Annotated in this window: 21 protein-coding genes; 3 read left to right on the top strand and 18 right to left on the bottom strand. The window is 67.9% G+C overall.

Features of this window, described 5'->3' with window-relative positions; translation table 11 throughout:
* Nucleotides 1-13: 13 nt before the first annotated feature.
* The 4 genes from IPP91_10030 to IPP91_10015 form a co-directional block, all read right to left on the bottom strand.
* A complete protein-coding gene (locus IPP91_10030; GenBank protein MBL0142409.1) occupies nucleotides 14-1,009 on the bottom strand; it encodes a U32 family peptidase in 996 nt (331 codons plus the stop codon).
* A 150-nt stretch (nucleotides 1,010-1,159) separates the two neighbouring features.
* Nucleotides 1,160-1,648 carry a hypothetical protein gene (locus IPP91_10025; GenBank protein ID MBL0142408.1) on the bottom strand — a complete coding sequence of 163 codons (489 nt, stop codon included), beginning with the start codon at nucleotides 1,646-1,648 and terminating at the stop codon, nucleotides 1,160-1,162.
* Nucleotides 1,649-1,711: 63 nt separating this feature from the next.
* The gene (locus IPP91_10020; protein MBL0142407.1) at nucleotides 1,712-2,524 is read right to left on the bottom strand and encodes a hypothetical protein; all 813 of its coding nucleotides are present in this window, start codon (nucleotides 2,522-2,524) and stop codon (nucleotides 1,712-1,714) included.
* Nucleotides 2,476-3,693, bottom strand: a complete 1,218-nt coding sequence (locus IPP91_10015; protein ID MBL0142406.1) for a class I SAM-dependent RNA methyltransferase — start codon at nucleotides 3,691-3,693, stop codon at nucleotides 2,476-2,478. Before IPP91_10015 ends, IPP91_10020 begins: the two co-directional genes overlap by 49 nt.
* A gap of 198 nt (nucleotides 3,694-3,891) precedes the next feature.
* Here IPP91_10015 and IPP91_10010 point away from each other — a divergent pair, with 198 nt between their 5' ends.
* The 3 genes from IPP91_10010 to IPP91_10000 are packed head-to-tail and all read left to right on the top strand — an operon-like array spanning nucleotide 3,892 to nucleotide 7,244.
* On the top strand, nucleotides 3,892-6,054 hold the full coding sequence (locus IPP91_10010) for a thioredoxin family protein (protein ID MBL0142405.1): 2,163 nt from the start codon (nucleotides 3,892-3,894) through the stop codon (nucleotides 6,052-6,054).
* Between the two features lie 14 nt (nucleotides 6,055-6,068).
* The gene (locus tag IPP91_10005; GenBank protein ID MBL0142404.1) at nucleotides 6,069-6,728 is read left to right on the top strand and encodes a redoxin domain-containing protein; all 660 of its coding nucleotides are present in this window, start codon (nucleotides 6,069-6,071) and stop codon (nucleotides 6,726-6,728) included.
* A 54-nt stretch (nucleotides 6,729-6,782) separates the two neighbouring features.
* Nucleotides 6,783-7,244: an Rrf2 family transcriptional regulator gene (locus IPP91_10000; GenBank protein MBL0142403.1), complete on the top strand. Its 462-nt coding sequence runs from the start codon at nucleotides 6,783-6,785 to the stop codon at nucleotides 7,242-7,244.
* Between the two features lie 46 nt (nucleotides 7,245-7,290).
* Here IPP91_10000 and IPP91_09995 read toward each other — a convergent pair whose 3' ends face one another.
* From IPP91_09995 to IPP91_09930, 14 genes are all read right to left on the bottom strand, one after another.
* Nucleotides 7,291-7,950: an alpha/beta fold hydrolase gene (locus IPP91_09995; GenBank protein MBL0142402.1), complete on the bottom strand. Its 660-nt coding sequence runs from the start codon at nucleotides 7,948-7,950 to the stop codon at nucleotides 7,291-7,293.
* Nucleotides 7,947-8,255, bottom strand: a complete 309-nt coding sequence (locus IPP91_09990; protein ID MBL0142401.1) for an NAD(P)H-dependent oxidoreductase subunit E — start codon at nucleotides 8,253-8,255, stop codon at nucleotides 7,947-7,949. Before IPP91_09990 ends, IPP91_09995 begins: the two co-directional genes overlap by 4 nt.
* 23 nt (nucleotides 8,256-8,278) lie before the next feature.
* Nucleotides 8,279-9,190, bottom strand: coding sequence for a VanZ family protein (locus IPP91_09985; protein MBL0142400.1), 912 nt, complete (start codon nucleotides 9,188-9,190; stop codon nucleotides 8,279-8,281).
* Between the two features lie 124 nt (nucleotides 9,191-9,314).
* The gene (locus IPP91_09980) at nucleotides 9,315-9,836 is read right to left on the bottom strand and encodes a gamma carbonic anhydrase family protein (protein MBL0142399.1); all 522 of its coding nucleotides are present in this window, start codon (nucleotides 9,834-9,836) and stop codon (nucleotides 9,315-9,317) included.
* Nucleotides 9,837-9,901: 65 nt separating this feature from the next.
* Entirely contained in the window at nucleotides 9,902-12,097 is a 2,196-nt protein-coding gene (locus IPP91_09975) for an IPTL-CTERM sorting domain-containing protein (GenBank protein MBL0142398.1), read from the bottom strand.
* 1,028 nt (nucleotides 12,098-13,125) lie between these two features.
* Entirely contained in the window at nucleotides 13,126-13,884 is a 759-nt protein-coding gene (locus IPP91_09970) for a response regulator transcription factor (GenBank protein MBL0142397.1), read from the bottom strand.
* Nucleotides 13,885-13,902: 18 nt separating this feature from the next.
* On the bottom strand, nucleotides 13,903-15,051 hold the full coding sequence (locus IPP91_09965; protein MBL0142396.1) for an acyl-CoA dehydrogenase family protein: 1,149 nt from the start codon (nucleotides 15,049-15,051) through the stop codon (nucleotides 13,903-13,905).
* Between the two features lie 99 nt (nucleotides 15,052-15,150).
* Nucleotides 15,151-17,277, bottom strand: a complete 2,127-nt coding sequence (locus IPP91_09960; protein ID MBL0142395.1) for a histidine kinase — start codon at nucleotides 17,275-17,277, stop codon at nucleotides 15,151-15,153.
* Between the two features lie 329 nt (nucleotides 17,278-17,606).
* Entirely contained in the window at nucleotides 17,607-18,392 is a 786-nt protein-coding gene (locus IPP91_09955) for a response regulator transcription factor (GenBank protein MBL0142394.1), read from the bottom strand.
* Nucleotides 18,393-18,404: 12 nt separating this feature from the next.
* A complete protein-coding gene (locus IPP91_09950) occupies nucleotides 18,405-19,487 on the bottom strand; it encodes a histidine kinase (protein MBL0142393.1) in 1,083 nt (360 codons plus the stop codon).
* A 528-nt stretch (nucleotides 19,488-20,015) separates the two neighbouring features.
* Nucleotides 20,016-20,306: a hypothetical protein gene (locus tag IPP91_09945; protein MBL0142392.1), complete on the bottom strand. Its 291-nt coding sequence runs from the start codon at nucleotides 20,304-20,306 to the stop codon at nucleotides 20,016-20,018.
* Between the two features lie 144 nt (nucleotides 20,307-20,450).
* Entirely contained in the window at nucleotides 20,451-21,872 is a 1,422-nt protein-coding gene (locus tag IPP91_09940; GenBank protein MBL0142391.1) for a sodium:solute symporter family protein, read from the bottom strand.
* 109 nt (nucleotides 21,873-21,981) lie between these two features.
* Complete coding sequence (locus IPP91_09935; protein ID MBL0142390.1) at nucleotides 21,982-22,800, bottom strand: carbohydrate ABC transporter permease; 819 nt, start codon at nucleotides 22,798-22,800, stop codon at nucleotides 21,982-21,984.
* Nucleotides 22,797-23,660: a sugar ABC transporter permease gene (locus IPP91_09930; GenBank protein MBL0142389.1), complete on the bottom strand. Its 864-nt coding sequence runs from the start codon at nucleotides 23,658-23,660 to the stop codon at nucleotides 22,797-22,799. The genes IPP91_09935 and IPP91_09930 overlap by 4 nt, the downstream gene beginning before the upstream one ends.
* Nucleotides 23,661-23,662 lie beyond the last annotated feature (2 nt).

The following is a 23,662-nucleotide window of genomic DNA, read 5'->3' as shown; positions in this document are numbered from 1 at the left end:
CCGGGGGTCGCGTTCATTTCCACGGCCGATGATAGGCGCCCAGCGTGCATTGGCGCCCCTCGGAGATGCCGGCAAGCGCTTCCTGCCAGGCGGGCTTCACGCGGAAGCGCTGCGGCTCGCGCGCGCAGTCGTCCAGCGCCTCGCGCCAGACGCGCGTCACGGCCTCCACGTAGACGGGGCTGCGCTGCCGCCCCTCGATCTTGATCGCCGCCACCCCCATCGCCTGCAGGCGCGGCAGGAGCTCGAGCGTATTGAGGCTCGTGGGCTCCTCGAACGGGTAGTAGGTATCGCCGTTCACCACGAAGCGGCCGCGGCACAGGGTGGGGTAGCCCGGATGATCGGCCTCGCCGAAGCGGTCGATGAGGATGCCGCCCAGCCGCGACTCGAGCCCGCCCGGAACCTGCTGCCAGCGCACCGCCTTGGCCGGCGAGCAGCCGCCGTGCGTGTTGGGAGACTCTCCCGTGGCATAGGAGGAGAGCGCGCACCGCCCCTCGACCATGATCGACAGGCTCCCGAAGCCGAACACCTCGATCTCCACGGGCGTGCGCGCGATGGCCTTCTCGGCCTGCTCCACGGAAAGCACGCGCGGCAGCACGGCGCGCTTGATGCCGAATTTCTCGTGGTAGAAGTTGATCGCCTCGTGGCTGGTGGCCGAGCCCTGCACGGACAGGTGCAGGCGAAGCAGCGGATGCCTCTTCGCGGCGTAGGCAAGCAGCCCCGCGTCGGCGACGATGATCGCGTCCACGCCGAGGTCCGCCGCGCGATCCACCGCGGTCTGCCACTTGCGCCAGGTAGAGGGCTGCGGAAAGGTGTTGAGCGCGACGAGCACCTGCGCGCCCTTGCGATGCGCGTAGTCGAGGCCTTCCCGTATCGCCTTGTCGTCGAAGTTGAGGCCCGCGAAGTTGCGCGCGTTCGTCTCGTCCCGGAAGCCGAGGTAAACGTCATCGGCGCCATTGTCGACGGCGATCCGCAGCGCGGGCGGCGTGCCGGCGGGGCACACGAGCCTCATGCGGGCTGCGGGTCGCGCGGGGAAGGGAACCACCTGGGCCACGGTCACCTCGGGCTTTCGGGACGGACAATCACGGGACGGGACAGGCTAGTCCGCGCACCCGCGATTTCCTTGAGACAGATCAGGGAAATCGAAGAAAGGGGCCGCGGCTCATCCCGGGGCGCACTCCCGCTCGACCCGCCGCAGGGCGCGCCGCAGGATCCGGCGGGTGCGGACCACGTCGATGCCTTCCAGTGCATGGTGCACCTCCTGCGCGATATCGGGGTCGCCCACCACCACGAGATCGTGCAGGAAGAGGGCGTCAGGCGCGTCCCCGGGTGCGGCGAGGGTGGTGAAGTCGGAGGCATTCACCCGGAAGCGCAGCGCCGCCTGCCCGGACGAGGGCACGGGCACGAACCGGCGGCCGACATAGCGAAAGGCCATCACCAGATCCAGGTCGCGTACCTCGATCGAGAACGGCCGGTCGCCGAGGTGCTCGAATACCGTGATCGGGAGACGCCTGCGGATCATGAGGTTGAGCACCGCCGCCACGACGGCCGAGGAAGGCACGCGAGGAAGCTTCCTCACCATGGAGCGAATGGGCTGCGGCAGGACCGCGCGCCGTCTCATTCCGTGCAGCGGCATGATGGGACCGTTCATGACGATTCACGCTAGCCCCAGACTCCCCCGAAGGTGTTGAGGCAGATCAGCAACGCGCGCGTTTCACGCGCGCGACCTGCTCGACCGCGAAAATGCCCCGACCGTGGCGAGTGCTGCGGCCGTGGCGAGCGTGAACGCCCCCACGACACCCAAAGGCACCACCGCCACACTCACCACGAAGAAGAATGCGGTGAATCCGGTGAGGCCTGTGATGAATCCGCGTTGCAGCCGCGCGAGCGCATCGGGCCCGTAGAGCTTCAGTGTGAAGGGCGGCATGATCGAGCCGGTGATGGGAAGCGACAGGAGGATGCCGCTCACCGTCGGCCCGAGCGTGGCCGCGCCGAAAAGGATGAGGGCTGCCAGCGCCAGTGCCGCGGCGAGCCGCAGCCACATTTCCACGGGTGGAATCACGGGCCGCGTTGCAATGTCTCGCGGCTGCGGCAGGATCCGCGCGGCGAGCAGAAGGCCCGCGATCGCCAGTGCCAGCGCGGATGCCGGTACAAGCGGAAGCGAGCCCACGCCAACCGAAAGCACTGCGTAGGCGGTCCAGCCGGCTGCGAGCCCTGCCAGCGCCCCCGCCGCGCGGCCGGCCGCGGAAAACGCGACCATGTGCCCCGCCTGTCCCGCGACCGCCGCCATCGTCACGAGGGCCGAGCGTGCGGCGAAATCCGCCCCGTAATCGACGGCGAGATAGAGCGTGATCGGGCCGCCGATCATGGGAAAGCCTCCGAGATAGCCGGAGACCGCGTGCCCCCAGCGCCGCGCGGCAAGGCTCGCGAGCCACACCGCGAACGGGACCAGCGCCAGCTTGATCAGGAGCAGCGCGGTCAGGGTCGGTTGCCGCCGGCGACCATGCGGTATTCGTAGAGCCGGCACTCGATGGCGCCGTTGTAGAGCACGGTGCGCTTCGTGGCGGCAAGGCGGATCAGCTTCGGAAGGTCCGGGTCGCCGGAGAAGATGTAGGCGGTCCAGCCGGCGAACTTCTGCTTCAGCAGGTGGCCGAGCTCCGGGTAGAACTTCGCGAGCTCCTCCTTCTCGCCGATGCGCACGCCGTAGGGCGGATTGGTGACGAGGAGCCCCGATGGCGCGGGCGCGGAAAGCTCGAGGAGGTTCGCCTGCTTGAGCGACACGACGCCCTCGAGATTCATGTCGCGCAGGTTGGCACGCGCCAGGTCGAGCGTGCTGCCGTAGAGGTCGGAGCCGTGGATCTCGCGCGGCGCCGCCGGTTGCGCGCGCTCCGCGCTCTCGGCCTTGATTGCCTCCCAGGCAGCCGCGTCGAAGCGCGTGAGCTTTTCGAACCCGAACGGGCGATCGCGGCCGGGCGCCAGCCCCAGCGCCATTTCAGCAGCTTCAACGAGGATGGTTCCGGCGCCGCACATGGGATCGAGCAGCGGCTGTTCCGGGGTCCACCCCGAGAGCCGGAGCAGCCCCGCCGCCAGGTTCTTCTTGAGGGGCGCCTCCCCGGCCCGGTCGCGCCGCCCGCGCTTGAAGAGCGGCTCGCCGCTGGTGTCCAGGTAGAGCGTGCACCACTTCGCGTCGAGGAATACGTGCACGCGCACCTCGGGCTCGCGCGAGGACACGTCGGGGCGCTTGCCGAAAGCGTCGCGAAAGACGTCGGCGATCGCGTCCTTCACCTTGAGCGTGACGAAGTCGATGCTCTTCACCGGCGCCTTGACCGCGTTCGTGTCGACCTTGAACGTTCTCTCGAGGCCGAAGTGCGCGTGCCAGCGCACCTGCCTGGCGCCCTCGTAGATGTCCGTCTCGTTTCGGTAATCGAAGCGCGCGACGCGGGCGAGGATGCGCGTGGCCAGCCGCGATTCCAGATTCGCCTTGTAGGCGAGCGCGAAGGGCCCTTCGAAATCGACTCCCGCCTCGCCCGCCTTGATTTGCGTCGCGCCCAGCCCGGCCAGCTCCTCGGCCAGCGCGCCCGCGAGGCCGCGCGGACAGGTGGCGAAGAACAGGACGTCGTCGGGTTCCTTGCGCGTCACCTCGGCGGTGGACTCGGGCTCGGGCGCCGCGGCTTTCCTGCGGGTCAGCGTGGCCATGGATGCCTCAGGAGGGATACGCGGTCCGGCGGGCACGCGGCGGCAGGGTGTAGGCCCGCGGCAAGTAGAATAGGCGCGGAATCCTGGTCGCTAGGGACGCGAAACGATGAAATCTGACGCAGGGCATGGTTGGCCGGCCGGGGAGGAACTTCGCCCCCGATTGCCGCTCTATGCGTTGGCTTCCCCCGATTGTACGTGATGACCCACCCCCTCCCCCGCCACCGGATCCTCCTCGCCGCAGCCCTCGTCCTTGCAGGCGCCTTCGCGATCGCGGCGCACGCGGTGCCGGTGCGCACCGAGCACGTGGAAGCCGAGCTCATCGCGGAGCGCACGGCCGCCTCCCCGGGCAAGCCCGCCACCGTGGGCCTGCGGCTGCACATGGACGAGCACTGGCACACCTACTGGAAGAACCCGGGGGACTCGGGCCTGCCCACGAAAATCCAGTGGCGGCTTCCCGAGGGCTGGACCGCGGGCCCCATCGCCTGGCCGCACCCCGAGGGCCAGCGCGTCGGCCCCATGTTGAATTACGGCTATTCCGACGAAGCCATCCTCCTGTCCGAACTCACTCCACCCGCAGATGCCCGGCCCGGCCCGGTCACGATCACCGCGAACGCGAGCTGGCTGGTGTGCAAGGACATCTGCATTCCCGAGAAGGCCACGCTCACGCTCGCCTTTGCGGTCGCGGAGGGCGATCCGCCGCCCGACGGCGCCCAGGCCGCACTCTTCGCGAAGGCGCGCGCGAAGCTGCCCGCCACGCTTACCGGATGGACGGCCGAATCTGCGATTGCCGGCAACAGGCTCACGCTGCGCTACATGCCGCCTGCCGGCACGCTTGCCCCGGCGTCGGTCGCGTTCTTCCCCTACCGCGAGAATTTCATCGACCACCCTGCGCCGCAGGTCCTCACGCGCGACGGCGGCGGATTCCGGCTCGAGATGCAGCTGGTCGAGCCCGTGGCGCAGGACGTGAAGGATCTCGCAGGCGTGCTCGTGGCCGGCAGCGCCTGGCCGGGTGCCGCGAACCGCAGGTCGGTGGAGATCACCGGGCCTGTGGTCGCCGCGCTCGCGCCCGTGCAGGCGCCCATCGCGCCCGCAGGCAACGAGGCCGGGTCCAGCCTCGCGCTCGCGCTCGTGTTCGCGCTCGCGGGCGGCCTGCTGCTGAACCTCATGCCGTGCGTCTTCCCGGTGCTCGGCATCAAGGTGATGGGGTTCGTGCGCCACGCGCACGGCGATGCGCGCGCGCTCTGGATGCAGGGCGCGGTCTTTTCCGCAGGCGTCCTCGTTTCCTTCCTCGCGCTCGCGGGTCTGCTCCTGGCGCTTCGCGCGGGCGGCACGGAGCTGGGCTGGGGCTTCCAGCTGCAATCGCCCGCGTTCGTGACGCTGCTGGCCGCCCTCTTCTTCCTCATGGCGCTCAACCTCTTCGGTGTCTTCGAGTGGGGCGGGTTCGCGCAGTCGATGACGTCCAACGTTTCCGCCAAGGGGCGCTATGCCGATGCCTTCCTCGCAGGCGTGCTGGCCACCTTGGTGGCGACCCCCTGCACGGCGCCCTTCATGGGCGCGGCGGTCGGGTTCACGCTCGCGCAGCCGGCCTCGATATCGCTCGCTGTATTCGCGATGCTGGGCGTGGGCATGGCCGTTCCCGTGCTCGCGCTCTCGTTCTTCCCCGCCGCGCTCCGGAAGCTTCCGAAGCCGGGCCCGTGGATGGAAACCTTCAAGCAGGTGATGGCCTTCCCGCTCTTCGCCACCGTGATCTGGCTCGCGTGGGTGCTGGGCGCGCAGGTCGGCAACGACGCGGTGCTCTCGCTGCTGGGCGGGCTGCTGGTGCTCGCCATCGGCGCGTGGATCTACGGGCGCTGGGCGCGCTCGGAAAGCCTCGCGCGCTTCGTCTTCGCCGCGCTTTTTGCCGCGGCCGGATTGTGGCTGGCCTGGCCCGGCCCCACCGCCGCGCCCAACGAGGCGCGCGCGGCGAACGCGAAGTCCGGCGAAATCGCCTGGCAGCCCTGGTCGCCGGAGAGGCTCGCCGAGCTTCGCGCGGCGGGCACGCCCGTGTTCGTGGACTTCACCGCCGCGTGGTGCGTCACCTGCCAGGTCAACAAGCGGGTCGCGCTCAACCGGGAGGAGGTCGTGAGAGCTCTCGCCGACCGCGGTGTCGTGCCCCTCAAGGCCGACTGGACCAACCACGATCCGCGCATCACCGCGGCGCTCGCGCAGCTGGGGCGCAACGCGCTTCCCGTCTACGCGCTTTACGCGCCGGGGCAGGCGCAGCCGAAGCTGCTGCCCGAAGTGCTCACCGCCTCGCTCGTTGTCGAGGAACTTTCGAAGCTGCCGGCCGCAAGGACGGCGGCGAACGACACCATACGCTGACACTGGAGCCCGCCATGAAGAGAGCTTTTCCTCACCCCCAGCCTGTCTCCCGAGGCAGAGGGGAGCGCATCACCGCTGCGTTCACGACGGTGGCATTCACCCTGACGGCCGCGTTCGCGGCAAGCGCATTCGCCGCCGCCGTCGTCGGCCAGCCCGCGCCCGCGTTCACCGCCACCGACCTCTCCGGCAAGCCCGTGAGCCTCGCCGACTACAAGGGCAAGACGGTGGTGCTCGAATGGCACAACTTCGGCTGCCCCTTCGTGCAGAAGCACTACAGGAGCGGCAACATGCAGGCCCTGCAGAAAAAGTATGGTGGCGAAGTGGTCTGGCTCACCGTGAATTCCACCAACGCCGGGCACCAGGACTACATGGCGCCCGCGGCGCTCACCAAGGCGCTGGCGGATTTCGGCGCGGCGCCGACGCGCTTCGTGATGGATGAACCCGGCACTGTCGGACTTGCCTACGGCGCCAAGGTGACACCGCACATGTACGTCATCGACCCCAGCGGCAAGGTGGCTTACAACGGCGCCATCGACGACAAGCGCTCCACCGACGTGGCCGACGTGAAGACGGCCAGGAACCACGTCGCGGCCGCCCTCGACGAGATGAAGGCCGGCAAGCCGGTCAGCAACGCCTCCAACGCGCCCTACGGTTGCACCATCAAGTACCGGTAGCGGTCCCCGGCGGGCCGCGTGCGCGCGCGTTAAGCTGGATGTAGGATGCGGGTTATGCGGCTCACCACCTTCGCCGACTACAGCCTGCGCGTGCTCATGTACGTGGCGGCGCACCCCAAGGGGCGCACCACCATCGCCGAAATCGCGGCGGCCTTCGACATTTCCGGGCACCACCTCACGAAGGTCGTGCATTTCCTGGGCAAGGAAGGCTACCTGCACAACACCCGCGGCCGCGGGGGCGGGCTCACGCTGGCCCGGGCGCCCTCGACAATCAACGTGGGCGACGTGGTGAAACTGACCGAAGGCGGCGACATCCCCGCCGAATGCTTCGACGCCAAATCCAACGCCTGTGCCATCACCGCCGACTGCAGGCTCAAGGTCGCGCTGTCGGACGCCGTGGACGCCTTCTACGCGCAGCTACGCAAGCACACCCTCGAGGACGTGGTGAAGAACCGCAAGGCGCTCGCCAAGGTGCTCTTCGTCTCGCCACCCGCCAGGCGCGCCGTCCGGGCATGAAAAGGGGGACAGACCTCTTTTCCGGAAAGGGGGTCTGTCCCCTTTTTTACCGCACCAGGCGGCCCACCGTATCGCGGATGACGTGCAGCTTGCGGTGGAAGAAATGGTCGGCGCCGGGGACCACGAGCACCGGGACGTCTCGCACCGCCCCCCAGGCCAGGGAATCGGCCAGCAGGGTCGTTTCGTCCTTGTCGCCGTGCACGACGATCGTGTTGACCGACGTGTGGCGACCCGGCGCACCAAGGTTCGCGTCCTTCGGGTCCGGCGGCTCGCCCAGCCCGTGGCCCGTCATGCGGCGTAACGCCGGCGCCACCAGCACGAGGCGCGAGAACTCCGCGCGCCCGCTCGCGCGCAGCGCGACCCCGCCCCCGAAGGAGAAGCCGGACATCCACAGCGGGAGCTCCCCGACCGCGCGTGCCGCGTGCGCCGCCACCTCGAGGAAATCGTCCGTCTCGCCGCGCCCCTCGTCGTGCCGCCCTTCGCTGGAGCCCACGCCGCGGAAATTGAACCGGAAGGTCGCCGCCCCCGCGTCCGTGAACGCCCTGGCCAGGGTCGTCACGACCTTGTTCTCCATGGCGCCCCCGAACAGCGGGTGCGGATGCGCGACAACGGCGATCGCGACCGGATCCGCGGGAATGGCATACGCGATCTCGATGACCCCGGCCGCACCCTCGATCGTGGCGCTGCGCGACTCGGCCCCGCTCAAATCTTCAGCCTCTCCACCACGCGGCCGTTCACGAGGTGCTCGTCGATGATCTCGTCGATGTCCGCCTTGTCCACGTAGGTGTACCAGGTGCCCTCGGGATAGACCACGAGCACCGGGCCTTCCTCGCAGCGATCGAGGCACCCGGCCTGGTTCACGCGCACCTTGCCCTCGCCCGCGAGGCCCAGCGACTTCACGCGCCCCTTGCAGTAATCGCGCATGGCCGACGCGTCGTGGTTGGCACAGCACGCCTCGGGCGCCTCGCGCTTGTTCTGGCAGAAGAACACGTGATGCTTGTAGTAGCCCATGGATGCCATCCTGTTCGCAGCGGTCATTGTATCGGCTCGTCTCGCCGCCAGACGAATAGCGCGATGAGCCAGGCCAGCGCCAGCACCGGCCACGCCTCGTGGAGGTAGCGCGTCAGCGTCGCGAAGGTCGTGAGCTGCCCGTAGGGCCAGTTGAAGAGCCGGATGAAATCGCCCAGCTCGCTGTAGGCTCCGAAGATCTTCGCGAATAGCGCGCCGGACAGCGTGAGGACGATGGCGAGATAGATGCGCGATGTCCTGCCCACCCTGCGCAGCGGCAGGAAAGCGAGGAGTCCGGCGGCGAGGCCCGCGACGCGGCCCTCCGTCACCCAGCCCGCGCTCAGGTGGGGCTTGAGCATCATCGAGGCCATGGCGAACTTGCACCACAGCGCCATGGTGAGGAGCAGGAGCGTCCAGCGAAGCGCTCCGCCGGACCCCTTGAGGACGACCGAGACGAAGAAGCCGAATCCCGCCACGGAAAGAGCGACCGACCCTGCCGTCACCAGGAACTCTCCCGGGGACGATCCGGTTTCGCCACCGATGTTGCCGGCCTCGAAGAAAGGCAGCGCGGGATTCAACTGCGCAAGCAGCCAGAGCACCACCAGCACGAGGCCCGCATCGCCCCAGCCACCGGAGGCCACGACGCGCTCCCTTGCCTGTGCCAGCGGACGCATGGCGAGCGAGTTCAGCGGCTCGGCGAAGACCAGCGTTCCCGCGAACGCGCCCGCGGCATTCGCGGCAACGTCGAAGACCGAGGCCACGCGGTTGGGCACGAAGAGCTGCAGCGCCTCCATCGCGAGGCTCAACCCCGCGCACCAGGCGACCGCCTTCGCGCGCGCGGCCCAGGGCGCATTCGACGAGCGCAGGATCAGGAACGCAAGCGCCCCCAGCGGCACATAGGCGGCGACGTTGAGCCCCACGTCGAATTCCAGCAGCACGTTAGGCCAAAGGAATATCGCCAGCGCGTCCGGCCCCGGCATGCGCAGCGGGTAGAACGGGTAGAGGCTCGCGTAGGCGACGAGCAGCGCCCAGACCGCAAGCGCCCCGCGATGGCGGGCGGCGCTAGCCGACAGGCTTCAAACCCTTGCGGTAGGCGCTCGAGCGCTCGACATAATGCTCGGCGATCCAGGTGTTGTTGGCGATGTCCTCGGCCGTGAGGTGGCGCACGACCTTGCCGGGCATGCCCAGGACGAGCGAGCCGTCCGGGATGTGCTTGCCCTCCGGCACGAGCGCGCCGGCGCCGATGAGGCAGTTCTTCCCGATGACGGCACGGTTGAGGATGATGGCGCCGATGCCGATCAGGGAATTTTCCCCTATCGTGCAGCCGTGCAGCATGACCATGTGGCCGATGCTCACGTTCTTCTCGAGCACGACGGGAATGCCGAGATCCGTGTGGATCACCGAGCCGTCCTGCACGTTCACGTTCTCGCCGAGGGTGACGAGGTCGTTGTCCCCGCGGATGGTCACGCCCCACCACACGTTGGCGCCCTTCTTCATGAGCACCGAGCCGATGACGGCGGCATTGGGGGCGACGAAGTTATCGCCTTCGAGGATCGGCGTGCGATCCGAAAGACTGTAGATCATCGAATGCCTCGGTTGTCCGCGAGGCAACATTGTAACGTCAGCCCGGCGGCCGGAACCGGCTTTCGCTACGCAGCAGCACGGGCCCTGCGCATCCCGATCAGCCCCAGGATCAGCATGAGGGCGATCATCGCCCATTGGCCGAGCGTCGGCACCGCGCTCGCCGCACCCGAGCTTCCGGGCCCGCCCTGGTCGACGATGGTGCCGTTGGCTGCGAGGTCGTCGTCGCCCAGGCCGCCGTCAGTGATGGTGAACGTCGTCACGCTTCCGGCGATGGTCGCAGGCAGGACGTACCAGTGCGGCGCGGCGTCGGTCGGCGTGGGACCGTATTTCCAGTATTGCGTGCCGGCAGGCAGTGCTGCGGGCCAGGTGATTGTCACCGTGATGGTGCTTCCGGCCGTGCAGCCGCCGGTGGTGAAGTCGAACAGTCCGTGCTGAAAGGCCACGCCGACCGGCGCGCTGCCGGCGGGCGGGCTCGCCGCGTTGCCGGTGAGCGGAATGTATTGCGCCGTCGTGTACGTGCAGCCTGCGCCGCCGCCGGTGAAGCTCGCCGTGACCGAACCCGTTCCGGTGGCCGAAGGTGCCGTATAGGTGTTCTGTACCGGCGTCACGCTCACCGGAGCGGAAGGGATCCCCGTGCCGAATGCATTGGTGGCTGTCACCGAACACGCGTAGGCCGTGCCGTTCACGAGCCCCGTCACGGTGATCGGGGAGCTCGCACCCGCGCCCGTGACGGCGCCCGGATTGCAGGTCACGGTGTAGCCGGTGATGGGCGAGCCTCCGTCGCTGGCCGGGGGAGTGAATGACACGCTCGCCTGCGCATTGCCAGCCGTGGCCGTGCCGATCGTCGGTGCGCCGGGCGCCGTGAGGCTGCCTACATTGATGCCGTTGCCGGTGAGATCGGCCACGACCACTGCGGGATCGGCACCTGCCGCCCAGTCCTCGGCGGCGGCCAGGTTGTAGGTGGTGCCGCCCACGGAACTCGTCCCGTTCTTGTTGAGCAGCAGGGCTGCCGCCGCCTTGTCGGTGGCCGACAGGGTCAACGTGAAGGCGGTACCGGAGGCGATCTCCACGTTCGCCGTATCGGTAAGCGCGTAGGTCGCGCCGCCCTGGCCGGTGATGGTGAACTTGTTGGCCACGATGTCGTTCGCGGCGCCGCTACGGCTGAGGAAGCCGGTGCCGGTCACGACGAGCGCGCCGGTACTCACGTCGTAGGTGGCGCTGGTGATCGTGGGCACGGCCACGTTGGAGACAGTTATGCCGTTGCCAGCGAGATCGGCCACGACCACCGCGGTATCGGCCCCCGCCGCCCAGTCTTCGGCGGCGGCCAGGTTATAGAGCGTGGCGTTGGTCGAAAAGGTGCCGTTCTTGTTCAGGATCTGGTTCACCGCCGCCCGGTCGGTGGCGTTCAGCGTCACCGAGAAGCCGGTACCGGAAGTGATCTCCACGCCCGAGGAGGTCAGGGTGTAGGTCGTACCACCCTCGCCCGTCAGGGTCAGCTTGCTGACGTCGATGTCGTTGGCCGCGCCGCTCAGCGACAGGAGGCCGGTACCGGCCACCACGAGCACGCCCGTGCTGGCGTTGTAGGTAGCACTGGTGATCGCCGGCACCGCGACGTTCGAGACGGTGATGCCGTTGCCGCCGAAGTCGGCGATGTCACCGCCGGTGATGATCGTGTTCCAGTCGTCCGCGGCGGCAAGGTTGTAGGTCGTCGCACCGGTCGAGGAGGTGCCGTTCTTGTTGAGCAGCGCATTGACGCCGGCGATATCGGCGCCCGCCAGCGTGACGCTGAAGCTGGTGGCGCTGGTGACTTCGACGTTGGACGTGGTGGACAGGGTATAGGTACCGCCGCCTTCGCCGGTGAAGGTCAGTTTGCTGACCGTGATGTCGTTGGTGGCGCCAACGGACTTGACCAGACCGGTGCAGGTCACGACGAGAACGTGGGTACTCGCGTCGTACGTGGCGCTGGTGACGGTCGGCGCGGAGACATTGGATGCCGTAACGGCATTGCCCGTCAGATCGGCGCTGGTGCTGCGGGTCGCATCCCAGGATGCCGCCGCCGCCAGGTTGTAGGTGGTTGTATCAACCGCCGACGTGCCGTTCTTGTTCAGGATGCCGTTGATGTCGAGCTTGTCAGCGGCATTGAGGGTGACGGTGAATGAAGTCGCGCTGGCGGCAGTGACGTTGGCGCTGGTCAGGGTGTAGGAGCCGCCCTGCCCGGTCAGCGACAGCTTGGATACATCGATGGTGTCGCCGGTAACCATGTTGGCACCGGTAACAACCAGGCTCCCGGTGCTGGCATCGTAGGTGGCGCTGGTCACAACCGGTGATGCGTTCGAGACGGTGATGCCGTTGCCGCCGAAGTCGGCGATGTTGCCGCCGGTGATGACCGTGTTCCAGTCGTCCGCGGCGGCGAGGTTGTAGGTCGTCGCGCCGGTCGAGGAGGTGCCGTTCTTGTTGAGCAGCGCATTGACGCCGGCGATATCGGCGCCCGCCAGCGTGACGCTGAAGCTGGTGGCGCTGGTGACTTCGACGTTGGACGTGGTGGACAGGGTATTGGTACCGCCGCCTTCGCCGGTGAAAGTCAGTTTGCTGACCGTGATGTCGTTGGTGGCGCCAACGGACTTGACCAGACCGGTGCCGGTCACGACGAGAACGTGGGTACTCGCGTCGTACGTGGCGCTGGTGACGGTCGGCGCGGAGACGCTGGAAACGGTGATGCCGTTGCCGATCAGATCGGCCGCCGCCCCGGCGGTGAGGTCCCAGTTCGCCGCTGCCGCCAGGCTGAAGGTGGTTGCATCAACCGCCGACGTGCCGTTCTTGTTCAGGATGCCGTTGATGTTGAGCTTGTCAGCGGCATTGAGGGTGACGGTGAATGAAGTCGCGCTGGCGGCAGTGACGTTGGCGCTGGTCAGGGTGTAGGAGCCGCCCTGCCCGGTCAGCGACAGCTTGGATACATCGATGGTGTCGCCCCCGGTCATGCCCGAACCCGTCACGGTCAGCGTGGCTGTCGAGGCGTCATAGGTGGACGAGGTGATGGTCTGCGCGGTGGCACCTGCCGAAAAGAACGCGAGCAGCAGCACAAGGACGGCCAGCGGCAGCGAAACGGACCCTCTCGGCGCCTGCCGGGCGCCTGTCGATGTGCACGTCATTTCCCCTCCCCAGGGATCAGGAACCGGCCTCGTTGCCGGTCGCTCGGAGCCGGCACTTTACCATCGCGCCGGACACCGCTCGCGATCCCGCGTCCCCGCCCGGAGAATCCGGGGATGTGTTCGCGAACACCTCCCCGAAGTCACATCTGCTTGAAGCGGTGCGAGTAGATGCGCGAGACCGTCAGGGTCTCGTCCTTGCCCTTGACCTTCACGTGCGCCTGCCCGCGGAAGTCGCGCGTGACGCCGGCGATCGCGTTCACGTTCACGATTGCCGAGCGGTGGATCTGCCAGAACGCCTCGGGATCCAGGCCGTCGAGAAGCTCGCGGATGGGGGTCTTGATGAGCGCCTCGGCGTCCGCCGTCACCACGCGCGTGTACTTCTCGTCGGACTGGAAGAAGAGGACTTCGGCGACGGGAATCAGCCGCAGGTTCTGCCCGAAGCTCGCCTTGATCCACTGCAGCTTTTCCCCGGCCGCGCCGCCCCGAAGTTGCGCCGCGAGCCGCGAGACGATGGCGGCCAGGTCCGGCGGCGGGCTCGCCAGCTTCTGCTTGAGGCGATCCACGGAAACCGAAAGCCGCTCGTCGGTACAGGGCTTGAGGATGTAATCGACGGCCCCCGCCTCGAAGGCCTGGATCGCGTACTGGTCGTAGGCGGTGACGAATACCACGTGCGCGCGGTTGCCCACGTGCCGCGCCACCTCCACGCCCGTGAGCTCCGGCATCTGGATGTCCAGGAACATGAGGTCGGGCACACGGCTCTCGAGGGCCTCCAGGGCCGAGGCGCCGTCTTCCACCGACGCGATGACCTCCAGCTCCGGCCACAGTTTCTTCAGCTTGGCCTCGAGCTGCTGGCGAAGGATCGGCTCGTCTTCGGCAATGATGGCGGTGGGGTTGCTCATCGGGGGTCCCTTCGCCGCTCAGAGCGAGCGGGAAATGAGTTCCTTCATGATCTCGTTCGTGCCGCCGTAGATGCGCGACGCCCGCGCGTCGGCCCAGGCCCGCGCGATCGGATATTCCCACATGAAGCCGTTGCCGCCGTGCAGCTGCAGGCAGGCATCGATCACCTTGCATTGCAGGTCGGTGCACCAGTACTTGGCCATCGAGGCGGTGGCCGCGTCCAGCCGGCCCGCCACCACGAGCTCGATGCACCGGTCGACGAACACGCGGGCGACTTGCAGTTCCGTCTTCACCTCGGCGAGCGTGAAACGCGTGTTCTGGAATTCGAGGATCGACCTTCCGAACGCCCTGCGGTCGCGACAATAGTCGAGGGTCCAGTCGAGCGCTCCTTCCGCCAGCGCGACCGCGGTGATCGCGATCTGCAGGCGCTCCCAGGGCAGCTCCTGCATGAGGTAGGCGAAACCCCGCCCCTCCTCGCCGAGACGGTTCGCGGCAGGCACCAGGACGTCGTGAAAGAAGAGCTCGCCGGTGTCCTGCGCCTTCAGTCCGATCTTCTCCAGGCGGCGCCCCTTGGTGAAACCGGGCATCGAATCATCGACCACGAAGAGAGTCGTGCCGCTCGCGCCCTTCGAGGCGTCCGTCTTCGCCGCGACGATCACGAGGTCGCAATGCCAGCCGTTCGTGATGAAAGTCTTGGCACCGTTGAGCCGGTAGTGGTCGCCCTCGCGCACAGCGCTCGCCCTGATGGCCTGCAGGTCGGAGCCCGCGTCCGGTTCCGTCATCGCGATGGCGCCGATCACCTCTCCCGCGGCCATTCCCGGCAGCCAGGCACGCTTGAGGTCCTCGGAGGCGTAGTGGAGAAGGTAGGGCGCCACGATGTCCGAATGCAGCGACCAGCCAAGGAGGCTCACCGCCCCCAGGCGCGCCGTCTCCTCGAACAGCACGACGCTGAACCGCCGGTCGGCGGCGGCCCCCCCGTATTCCTCCGGCATCGTCGGGCAAAGGAACCCGGCAGCGCCCCCCTTCAGCCAGACCTCGCGGTCGATGAAACCCTGCGCCTCGAAGCGCTCGCGATGCGGCAGGACTTCGGCTTCGATGAAGCGGCGAAGCGCATCGCGGAACTGTTCGTGCTCGGGTTCGAACAGGGTGCGCGGAATGGCAAACGGCATGGAGGTCTTTCGCGGTCGTGGAGGTCGCGGCCCGGCCGCGCTTCGATCGCCACGACCCCGCATCGTCGGCCCGGATCGCCCCGGGCCGATGCAGGCATTCTATACGGCGGGCGGAATCGCTCCGGGCTGCGTGCCCTGGGTCGGCGCCGCCGTCATCGCGGGCTCGATCTTCGGCGCGGACGCCTCGACGGCCGGGCCGCTCTTCTTCCGGTGGAACACCCACCAGAAGAAAAGGCCCAGGAGGATGAACGGCGCGGTCGCCGGAAGCGTGGCGATCAGGACCACCAGCGGGATGAAGATCGCGAGTCCCAGGAAGAGCCACCCCAGGCCGTAGATGATCGCGGCCACGAAAGCCAGCACCAGCACCACGGCCGCGAAGGCGATCGCGATGCCCGCGGCACCGAGCACGGCCCCGCCCGAGCCGGAAAGGGTTTCCGAGCCCACCTGCACCGGGACGAGACCCGTCAGTACGCCGAAAATGCCGAGACCCGAGACGACGGCGGCCACCACGACCATCGCCACGAACGCGAACGAAAGCGTCTTGCGCCAGGTGCGCTCGGCGGTGCCCACCGCGGACATCACCTTGCCGGCCGCGGTCTTCGATGCGGCCGCCTGGCCCCGCGTCGAATCCGCGGAAGACGTGCCCGCTCCGGGTGCCGAGGCGATGCGCAACCCGTCGAGCGGCACCTCGATCGTCGCGATGACGCCGTTGGGGGAGTTCGATTCCAGTGTGAGCTTCGCGCGCTCGCCGTAGAGGGCCACCAGGCGCTCGCGGATATTGGCGAGGCCCACGCCGGCACCCACCGAGTCGCCGAACCCGCGGCCGGTGTCGGACACCATGAGCCTGAGGCGTCCATCCTGAGCCTGTGCCGAGATGAGGACGGACCCGCCCTCGCGCTGCGGCTCGAGGCCGTGCTTGATGGCGTTCTCGACGAGGGAGGGCAGCATGAGCGGCGGAAAGGGCGTCGCGACGAGGCTCTCCGGGATCGAGATCTCGAAGGAGAGCCGCTTGCCCATGCGCATCTGCAGGATGCTGAGATAGGCGCGCACCAGCTCGACCTCCTGACCCACGGTGGAGATCGACTCGCGCATCTTGGGCAGCGCGTTCCTCAGATACTGGATGAGGTGGCCCACCATCGCGTTGGCCTTCGGGGGATCGACCTCGGTGAGGGCCTGCACGTTGGCGAGCGTGTTGTAGAGGAAGTGCGGCTCCACCTGCGCCTGCAGGGCCTGCAGCTTCGCCTCCGTCACCTGCCGGCTCATGAGGTGGTACTCGGCCTCCTTGCGCCTGAGTTCGGCCATGCGCTGGGCTGCGCGCGAGCGGTCGATGAAGAACTTGGCGATGATCGTGAGGATGAAGATCGGGATGAAGAGGAGCACCAGGCCCGCACCGACGCCGATCTTCTTCAGGTCGCCGCTCACGTGCTCGCGGATCTGCGCGCGCATCTCGGGAGGCAGCGGCGGCAATGCAACGGCCGCAGGCGCAGGCGGCTTGGGCGGCGAGCCCTTGGCTTCGTCATCGAGGTCGATCACGACGGAGCCGCCGATTGCCTTGCCGGAGTCGCCCGTCGCCTCGATCTCGACGCGCCGCTTTTCGCCGGGCGCGGCTTTCGAGATGTCGATATCGAGCAGCGGCTTGTCCTTGCCCAGGCCCATGCCGATCACGATGCGCTTGCGCGCCGGGACGTCCCCGGCGTCCTTGGCCAGCACCTTGTTCGCTTCCTCCTCGGCCTCCCGGGCCGACTTGAGGGACTGGTCCAGGGCCTGCTTCACCTTGTCGTTCTCGACCCCGGCTTCCTTGAGCGCCTCATTGGCGCTGCGCCGGGCCTCTTCGACCGCCGAGACCGCCTCGCGGGCCGCCTCTCGCGCGGTATCCGCGGCCTCGCGCCTGGCTTTCCGGACCTCGTTGCCGGCATCCCGCAGTCCCGACCGGGCGGTATCCAGCTCCTCTAGCGTGCGGTCGAGTTCCTCGCGGCGCATCGGGTCGGACGTCGCCCCGCGCATGGCGAGGATCGCGTTCCTCGCGACGTCAAGCGCCCCTTCCGCAAAGGTATTGTCGATCTCGCGCTTGATGGCCCGGTTCTCCTCGGGCGTTGCGCCTTCCTTGCGGTAGTCGATGAGGTGGAAGGGCGTGGCGAAGACCGCCAGCGTCACGATGACGGCGAAGCCACCGAGGACGAGTGCCCACCAGGGCGTGCGGTTGATGAGGTCGGACAGGGGCTTCATGGACGTGGCTTTCGCGGCGCCCCCGGAAGATACCCGGAAGGACGCCGCCGGTCAGTAGTCTTCGAGCAGGGAAGCGGCGGCGATGGAGAGCGAAAGCATCAGCACGCCGAAGAAAAGGGTCATCGTCGCGAGCGACGGTCCGAGCGACTGGAGGAATGACATGATCCGGCTCCCTGTGGTCTGGCCGGCCCCCGCAGGGAGCCTCGATGGGACCAGAGTACGGACGGCGGGCCGGGCGGGCGACGGATAAGCGCCGGAGTGCAGGAAACGGGGGGCGAAATGCAGGCGGCGGGGATGGCTGGCAGGCAAGTCGAGGGACAGACCCTTGCCTACATCTGCTTGAAAAGGTGGGTGAAGTTGCGGGAGACCAGGAGGGTCTCCCGGCGCCCCTTGAGGGCGATCTCGGCCTGGTCCTTGAGGCCGCGGCGCACGCTGGCGATGGCGTCCACGTTGACGATGGTGGCGCGGTGGACCTGCCAGAACTTCTCCGCATCCAGCTCCCCGAGAAGCTCCTTGATGGGCTTGCGGATCAGGGCCTCCGAGTCGGCGGTCACGACGCGCGTGTACTTGTCGTCCGACTGGAAGAAAAGCACTTCCTCCACCGGGATCAAGCGCACGCTCTGGCCCACGCTCGCCTTGATCCAGCGGAGCGTTTCGACGCCGCGGGGGCCCAGGCGGGCGGCAAGCTTCTCGACGAGGTCTTCGATTCCCGCAGGGGCGCCCGAGAGCCGTTCGTGCAGCCGCTCCACGGTGCTGGCCAGACGTTCCTCGTTGAAGGGCTTGAGGACGTAGTCGACGGCTCCCTGCTCGAAGGCCTCGACCGCGTGCTGGTCGAAGGCGGTGACGAACACCACATGCGCCCGCTTGCCGATCACGCGCGCGGCCTCCAGGCCGTTCACGCCGGGCATGTGGATGTCGAGGAAGAAGACGCGTGGGGCGTGCTGCGCGATCACCTGCTCGACGTCGCGGCCGTTCTCCATCTCGTGGACGATGGCCAGTTCCGGCCAGAGCTTGCCCAGCCGCGCGCGAAGCTGCGCGCGCAGCAGCGGTTCGTCATCGGCGATGACGGCGCTTGCGCGCCCCCGGTCGGCGATGACCGCTGTGGGCTGTCCCATGGATCGGCAGTATCACGCACGGCAGGCGGGCGCGGAAGCCGCCGGGGCGGCGCCTCCCGCCAGGGCGGCCTGGTCCACCTCGATCGTCGCCACCACCCCTCGCGGCACGTTCTCCTCGATCACCAGGCGGGCGCCCGTGCCGTACAGGGCCTTCAACCGCTCGCGGATGTTGGACAAGCCCACGCCAGTGCCGCTCTTGGGCGAGATGCCTTCGCCCGTGTCGGCTACCGAGAAGCGCAATCTGCCGCCCTCCTCGGAGGCCCTGATCGTGACGGTGCCCGCCTCGCAGCAGGGGTCGACGCCGTGCTTGATGGCGTTTTCGACCAAAGAGATCGCCATCATGGGAGGGAACGGGCGGCAGCGCAGGTCCTCGGGCACGTCCAGCACGTAATCCAGGCGCGAGCCCATGCGCATGCGGTGGATGTCGAGGAAGGCCCGGGCCATGTCCGCCTCGCGCCCGATGGTGGTCGCGTCCTCGCGCATGTGCGGCAACGCCGCGCGCAGGTACTGGATGAGGCTCTCCAGCATGCTCGAGGCCGACGCGGGGTCGGTCTCGACCAGGTGCTGGACGTTGGCCAGCGTGTTGAAGAGGAAGTGCGGCTCCACCTGCGCCTGCATGAGGGCGAGCTGGGCCTGCAGGACGTTCTTTTCGAGCTGCGCGCGCTCGGCCTGGGCGCGGGCGAGTTCCGCCGCGTGGCGCGATTCCCGCTCGCGCAGGATGTAAACCGACACCGCCATGGCGCCGAAGCCGATGCCCAGCCCCATGGTGACGAGCACCCGGTAGAAGCCCTCGGTGAACATGAGCGACAGGGCTCGCCCCTTCACCAGGCCCGTCAGCACGGTGCCGAGGAAGGAGCCGACGACGATGGCGGTCCCCTGGGCCGTCCAGCGCGGTATGGCCGCCTGCCGCAGGTTCGTCGCGATGGTGAAGAGCACCATGCTCGTGTAGCCCACGCACAGCGCGCTCACCAGCAGGTCGAAATAGGGATTGATGACGAACCCCACCGTGGCCGCCGCCGCCCAGGCGCACAGCAAGGTCACGACCAGCACGCGCTTGAGCGTGAGCCCCTCGAACAGGTGCGCGTAACGGTTCACGTCGGCCGGCCGGTGGTGGGAAGTCGCCGCAAGCGTATCAGTTGCCGCCGACGCTGACGCGATCGCGCGGCTTCCACCGGGCGGCAATGCCGGGGCGAGGGGCGAACGGGGGCAAAGCTGGCCGTTGCGCAGGCTGGCGCGGGGTCGAAGACACGGGAATCGGGTGGTTGGTTCTGTTCATGGAATCGCCTTTCTGTACTCGAGGCTACGCAGGACGGCTTCCGGGCGCCACCCGGCTGCGACGAAGCGCGCCGGCGGGGCCTCGGGGTGCGACTAGGGATGATGGGCGCGGCATTCGCCGGGACAGGTATCGGGGACGGTTCTCCGGATCTGTCCCCCCAAAAAAAACCCGGCGGCAGCCGGGCGGGGGTCCGAACGGCAAGGCGGGATCAGGCACCGACCAGGAGTCCTCCGACGGTGAACGCGAACGTCAGCGCAAACCAGCCGGCGACGATCACCGTCACGAGAGTCGACACCGTAAGCGCGTGGGGCGTGGCGACCTGGTCGATGGAAGTCATGGCGGCCGGTCTACAGGCGAATGGCGGCCGGACGCGACACGCTGAGCGACGCGCCGCCGAACGGCCGGACAGAGGCGGTGCGTGTCTTCGCGTATTCCGGCGCGGTCGCGTCGCCGCGATCGGCGGTCACCGTAAGCTTCATGTGGCCATCATGGGTGTAAGTGACGGCTGCCGGGGCGGCGCTGCGGGCATGGAGCGCGGCGGCTTCGTGAGTGTTGACCATCCAGCCCATCAGCAGCGCGCCCGCAACGGCGGCCAGCGAGGCGACGCCCATCAGGTCCAGTTTTTCGAATTTGCTCATGGTGATTCCTCCTTCACGGCCCGGCGCCCGGCGGGCGCTTTCGACTTGGCGCCAGATTAGGCGGGCGCGAAGGGGGGGGTGAAGCGGAATGCGACGAAATGCGGAAAAGGCGCCGCGAAATGCCGCCAGGCGGGGGTTGCGGGGCTAGGTCGCTACGTCGCGCTGCAGGCTGCGCATGGAAAGCGAGCCGACGATCATGCCGCCGAAGCTCGCGACCAGGCCGGCCAGCTGGGGAGGCACCAACCCGTCGGTGGCGTAGGTCTCGAAGCCGATCCAGGTGACGAAGCCGAAGATGATGGCGAGATTCGCGCCCAGGTTGGTGGCGCGCTTCCAGTAGAGGCCACACACGAGCGGGACAAAAGCCCCCACCAGCGTCACCTTGTAGGCGTTCTCGACCATCTTGTAGATGCTCGCGTCGGTGCTGAGCGCCACGGCGGTTACCACGACCGTGAATCCCACGATCACCACGCGCATCATGTGCAGGAAGCGCTGGTCGCCGATGCGCGGCAGGAGCGGGCGCAGGATGTTCTCGCTGAAGCTCACGGAAGGGGCAAGGAGCGTGGCCGAGGCGCAGCTCTTGATCGCCGAGAGCAGCGCGCCGAAGAACATGATCTGAGCGAAGATCGGCACGGCTGGCGAGAGAATCAGGCTCGGCAGGATGAGCTGGGGGTCGCCCGTGAGGTTGGCCTCCACCATCTTCGGGTCGATGAGACTCGCGGAATAGGCGAGGAACATCGGGATGAAGGCGAAGCCGAAGTAGAGGACGCCGCCCAGGATCGAGGAGCGCGCGGCGATGTCCTCGTTGCGCGCCGACTGCACCCGCTGGAACACGTCCTGCTGCGGGATCGAGCCCAGCATCATCGTGATCCAGGCCGCCAGGAACCAGAGGATGTCCTTCAGTTCGGGCGCCGGCAGGATGTTGAACTTGCCGCTCGCCGCCGCGTGCGAAACCACCGCGCCCACGCCGCCGGCGAGCCCGCTCACCTCCCACCCGATGTAGAGCATCCCCAGCACGATGATGATCATCTGGATGAAGTCGGTGACCGCCACCGAGATCATGCCGCCCAGCATCGTGTACACGAGCACGGTCGCCGCGCCGATGATCATTCCCGACGGTTGCGAGATGTAGCCCTCGGAGACCACGTTGAAGACCAGCCCCAGCGCCTTGATCTGCGCGCCCACCCACCCGAGGTAGGAGACCACGATGCAAAGCGTCGTGAGCATCTCGACCGTGCGGCTGTAGCGCTTGCGGTAGTAGTCCCCGATGGTGAGGAGGTTCATGCGGTACAGGGGCCGCGCGAAGAACAGGCCCACCAGGATGAGGCACAGCGACGAGCCGAACGGGTCGGCGATCACGCCCGAGAACCCGTCCTTGATGAACGTGGCGGGAATGCCCAGCACGGTCTCGGAGCCGAACCAGGTGGCGAACACCGTCGCCGTCACGATGTACATGGGCATCCGCCGGCCCGCGACCGCGAAATCCCGGGAGTCGCGCACCCACCTGGCCGCGTACAGGCCGATCGCAACCGAGATGATCCAGTAGATGATGACAAACGAGAGGAGCATGGGCGCGCCAGGCGGCGGCGGGTGGTCGGAAAAGGTAGGGTCCCGGAAGTTCGGGGCGAGTGTAGCAAAATCGATGCGGCGGCGCAGTACGGACCCCCATCCCCGGCCGCTACTTGATCCCCGCCTGCATGAACGACTGCATGAACTGGCGCTGGAACAGCAGGAAGGCGACGAGCAGCGGTGATACGGCCATGAGCGTGCCGGCGCTGATCACCGCCCAGTCGACGCCCGACTCGGGCGCGCCGAAGATCGCAAGACCCACGGTGAGCGGGCGCGTGTTCACCGAGTTGGTGATGATCAGCGGCCAGAGGAAGTTGTTCCAGTGGTAGCTCACCGAGACCAGCGCGTAGGCAAGGTAGGTCGGCCTCGCGAGCGGCACGTACACGCGCCAGAGGACCCCCAGCATCGAGCAGCCCTCGACGCGCGCCGCATCCTCGAGCTCTCGCGGGATCGTCTTGAAGGTCTGGCGCAGCAGGAAGATGCCGAAGGCGCTCGCCATGTACGGCAGTCCTATGCCGAGGATGGTATCGACGAGCCCCAGCTTCGCCATCGTGCGGTAGTTCTCCACGATCAGCACCTCGGGCATCACCATCAGCTGGACGAGGACCAGCCCGAAGGCGATGTCGTGGCCCGCGAACTGGAAGCGCGCGAAGGCGAAGCCCGCCAGCGTGCAGAGCACCAGCTGCGCGGCGAGGACCATCGTCACGAGGATGACGGTGTTGAGCAGGTGGCGCGGGAACGGCGCATAGGTCCACGCCTTGCGGAAGTTGTCCAGGGTCGGCATCGAGAACGGGTCGAAGTGCGTCGCCATCGCCGCCGGATGCAGCGCCGCCCAGAAGGCATAGAGGAGCGGCGAGACCCAGAGCAGGGCGAGCAGCCAGGCCGCGCCCGTCTCGAGCAGCGGGAGCCTCCTCGCCAGCACCCTCATCGGTAGTGCACCCGCTTCTCGATCTGCTGGAACTGGACGATCGCGAGCCCCGCCAGCAGCGCGAGGAGGACGACCGTGAGCGTCGAGGCGTAGGCGGTATCGAAGAAGCTGAACGCCACCTGGTAGATGTAGTAGAGCAGCAGGCTGGAGGCGTTGTCGGGGCCGCCCTTGGTGAGGATGAAGAGGTGGTCCACGAGCTTGAACGAGTTGATGGTCGCGTTCACGAGGACGAAGAGCGTCGTGGGCATGAGCAGCGGGAACGTGACGCGGCGGAAGAAGTACCAGCGCGAGGCGCCCTCGATCTTCGCCGCCTCCTCGATCTCCGGCGGCAGCGACTGCAGCGCCGCGAGGTAGAAGATCATGAAGAAGCCGGCCTCCTTCCACACCGTCATCACCGCGAGGCAGCTCATCACCGTGTGCGGATCCCCCAGCCAGTTGTGGCTGGGCGCGCCGAACATCGCGCCGACCTTGTCGAGCAGGCCGATCTGCGGGGTGTAGAAGAAGAGCCACAGGTTCGCCACGGCGACCATCGGCAGGATGGTCGGCGTGAAATAGCTCATGCGCACCAGCGCCCGCGCCGGCAGCTTGTCGTTCACCCAGATCGCCATGAGGAGCGCCAGGGCGATCGAGGTCGGGATGGTGCCGAGCGCGAAGGCGAGGTTGTTGCGCAGGACCTGCCAGAAGATCGGGTCGTCGAGAAGCGCCGCGTAGTTGGCGAGACCGACGAAGCGCGACGGCCGCACCACCGTGCCGGTGGAGAAGAAGCTGTCGAACAGCGTCGCCGCGGCGGGGTAATGCGTGAAGGCGATGAGCAGGATGGCTGCCGGAGTCAGCAGCAGCCATCCGTACACATGCTTCATCG

This window comes from Betaproteobacteria bacterium (assembly GCA_016720855.1).
Taxonomy (GTDB): domain Bacteria; phylum Pseudomonadota; class Gammaproteobacteria; order Burkholderiales; family Usitatibacteraceae; genus FEB-7.
The sequence above is the reverse complement of the archived record's forward strand: the minus strand, read 5'-3'. Positions and strand labels throughout refer to the sequence as shown.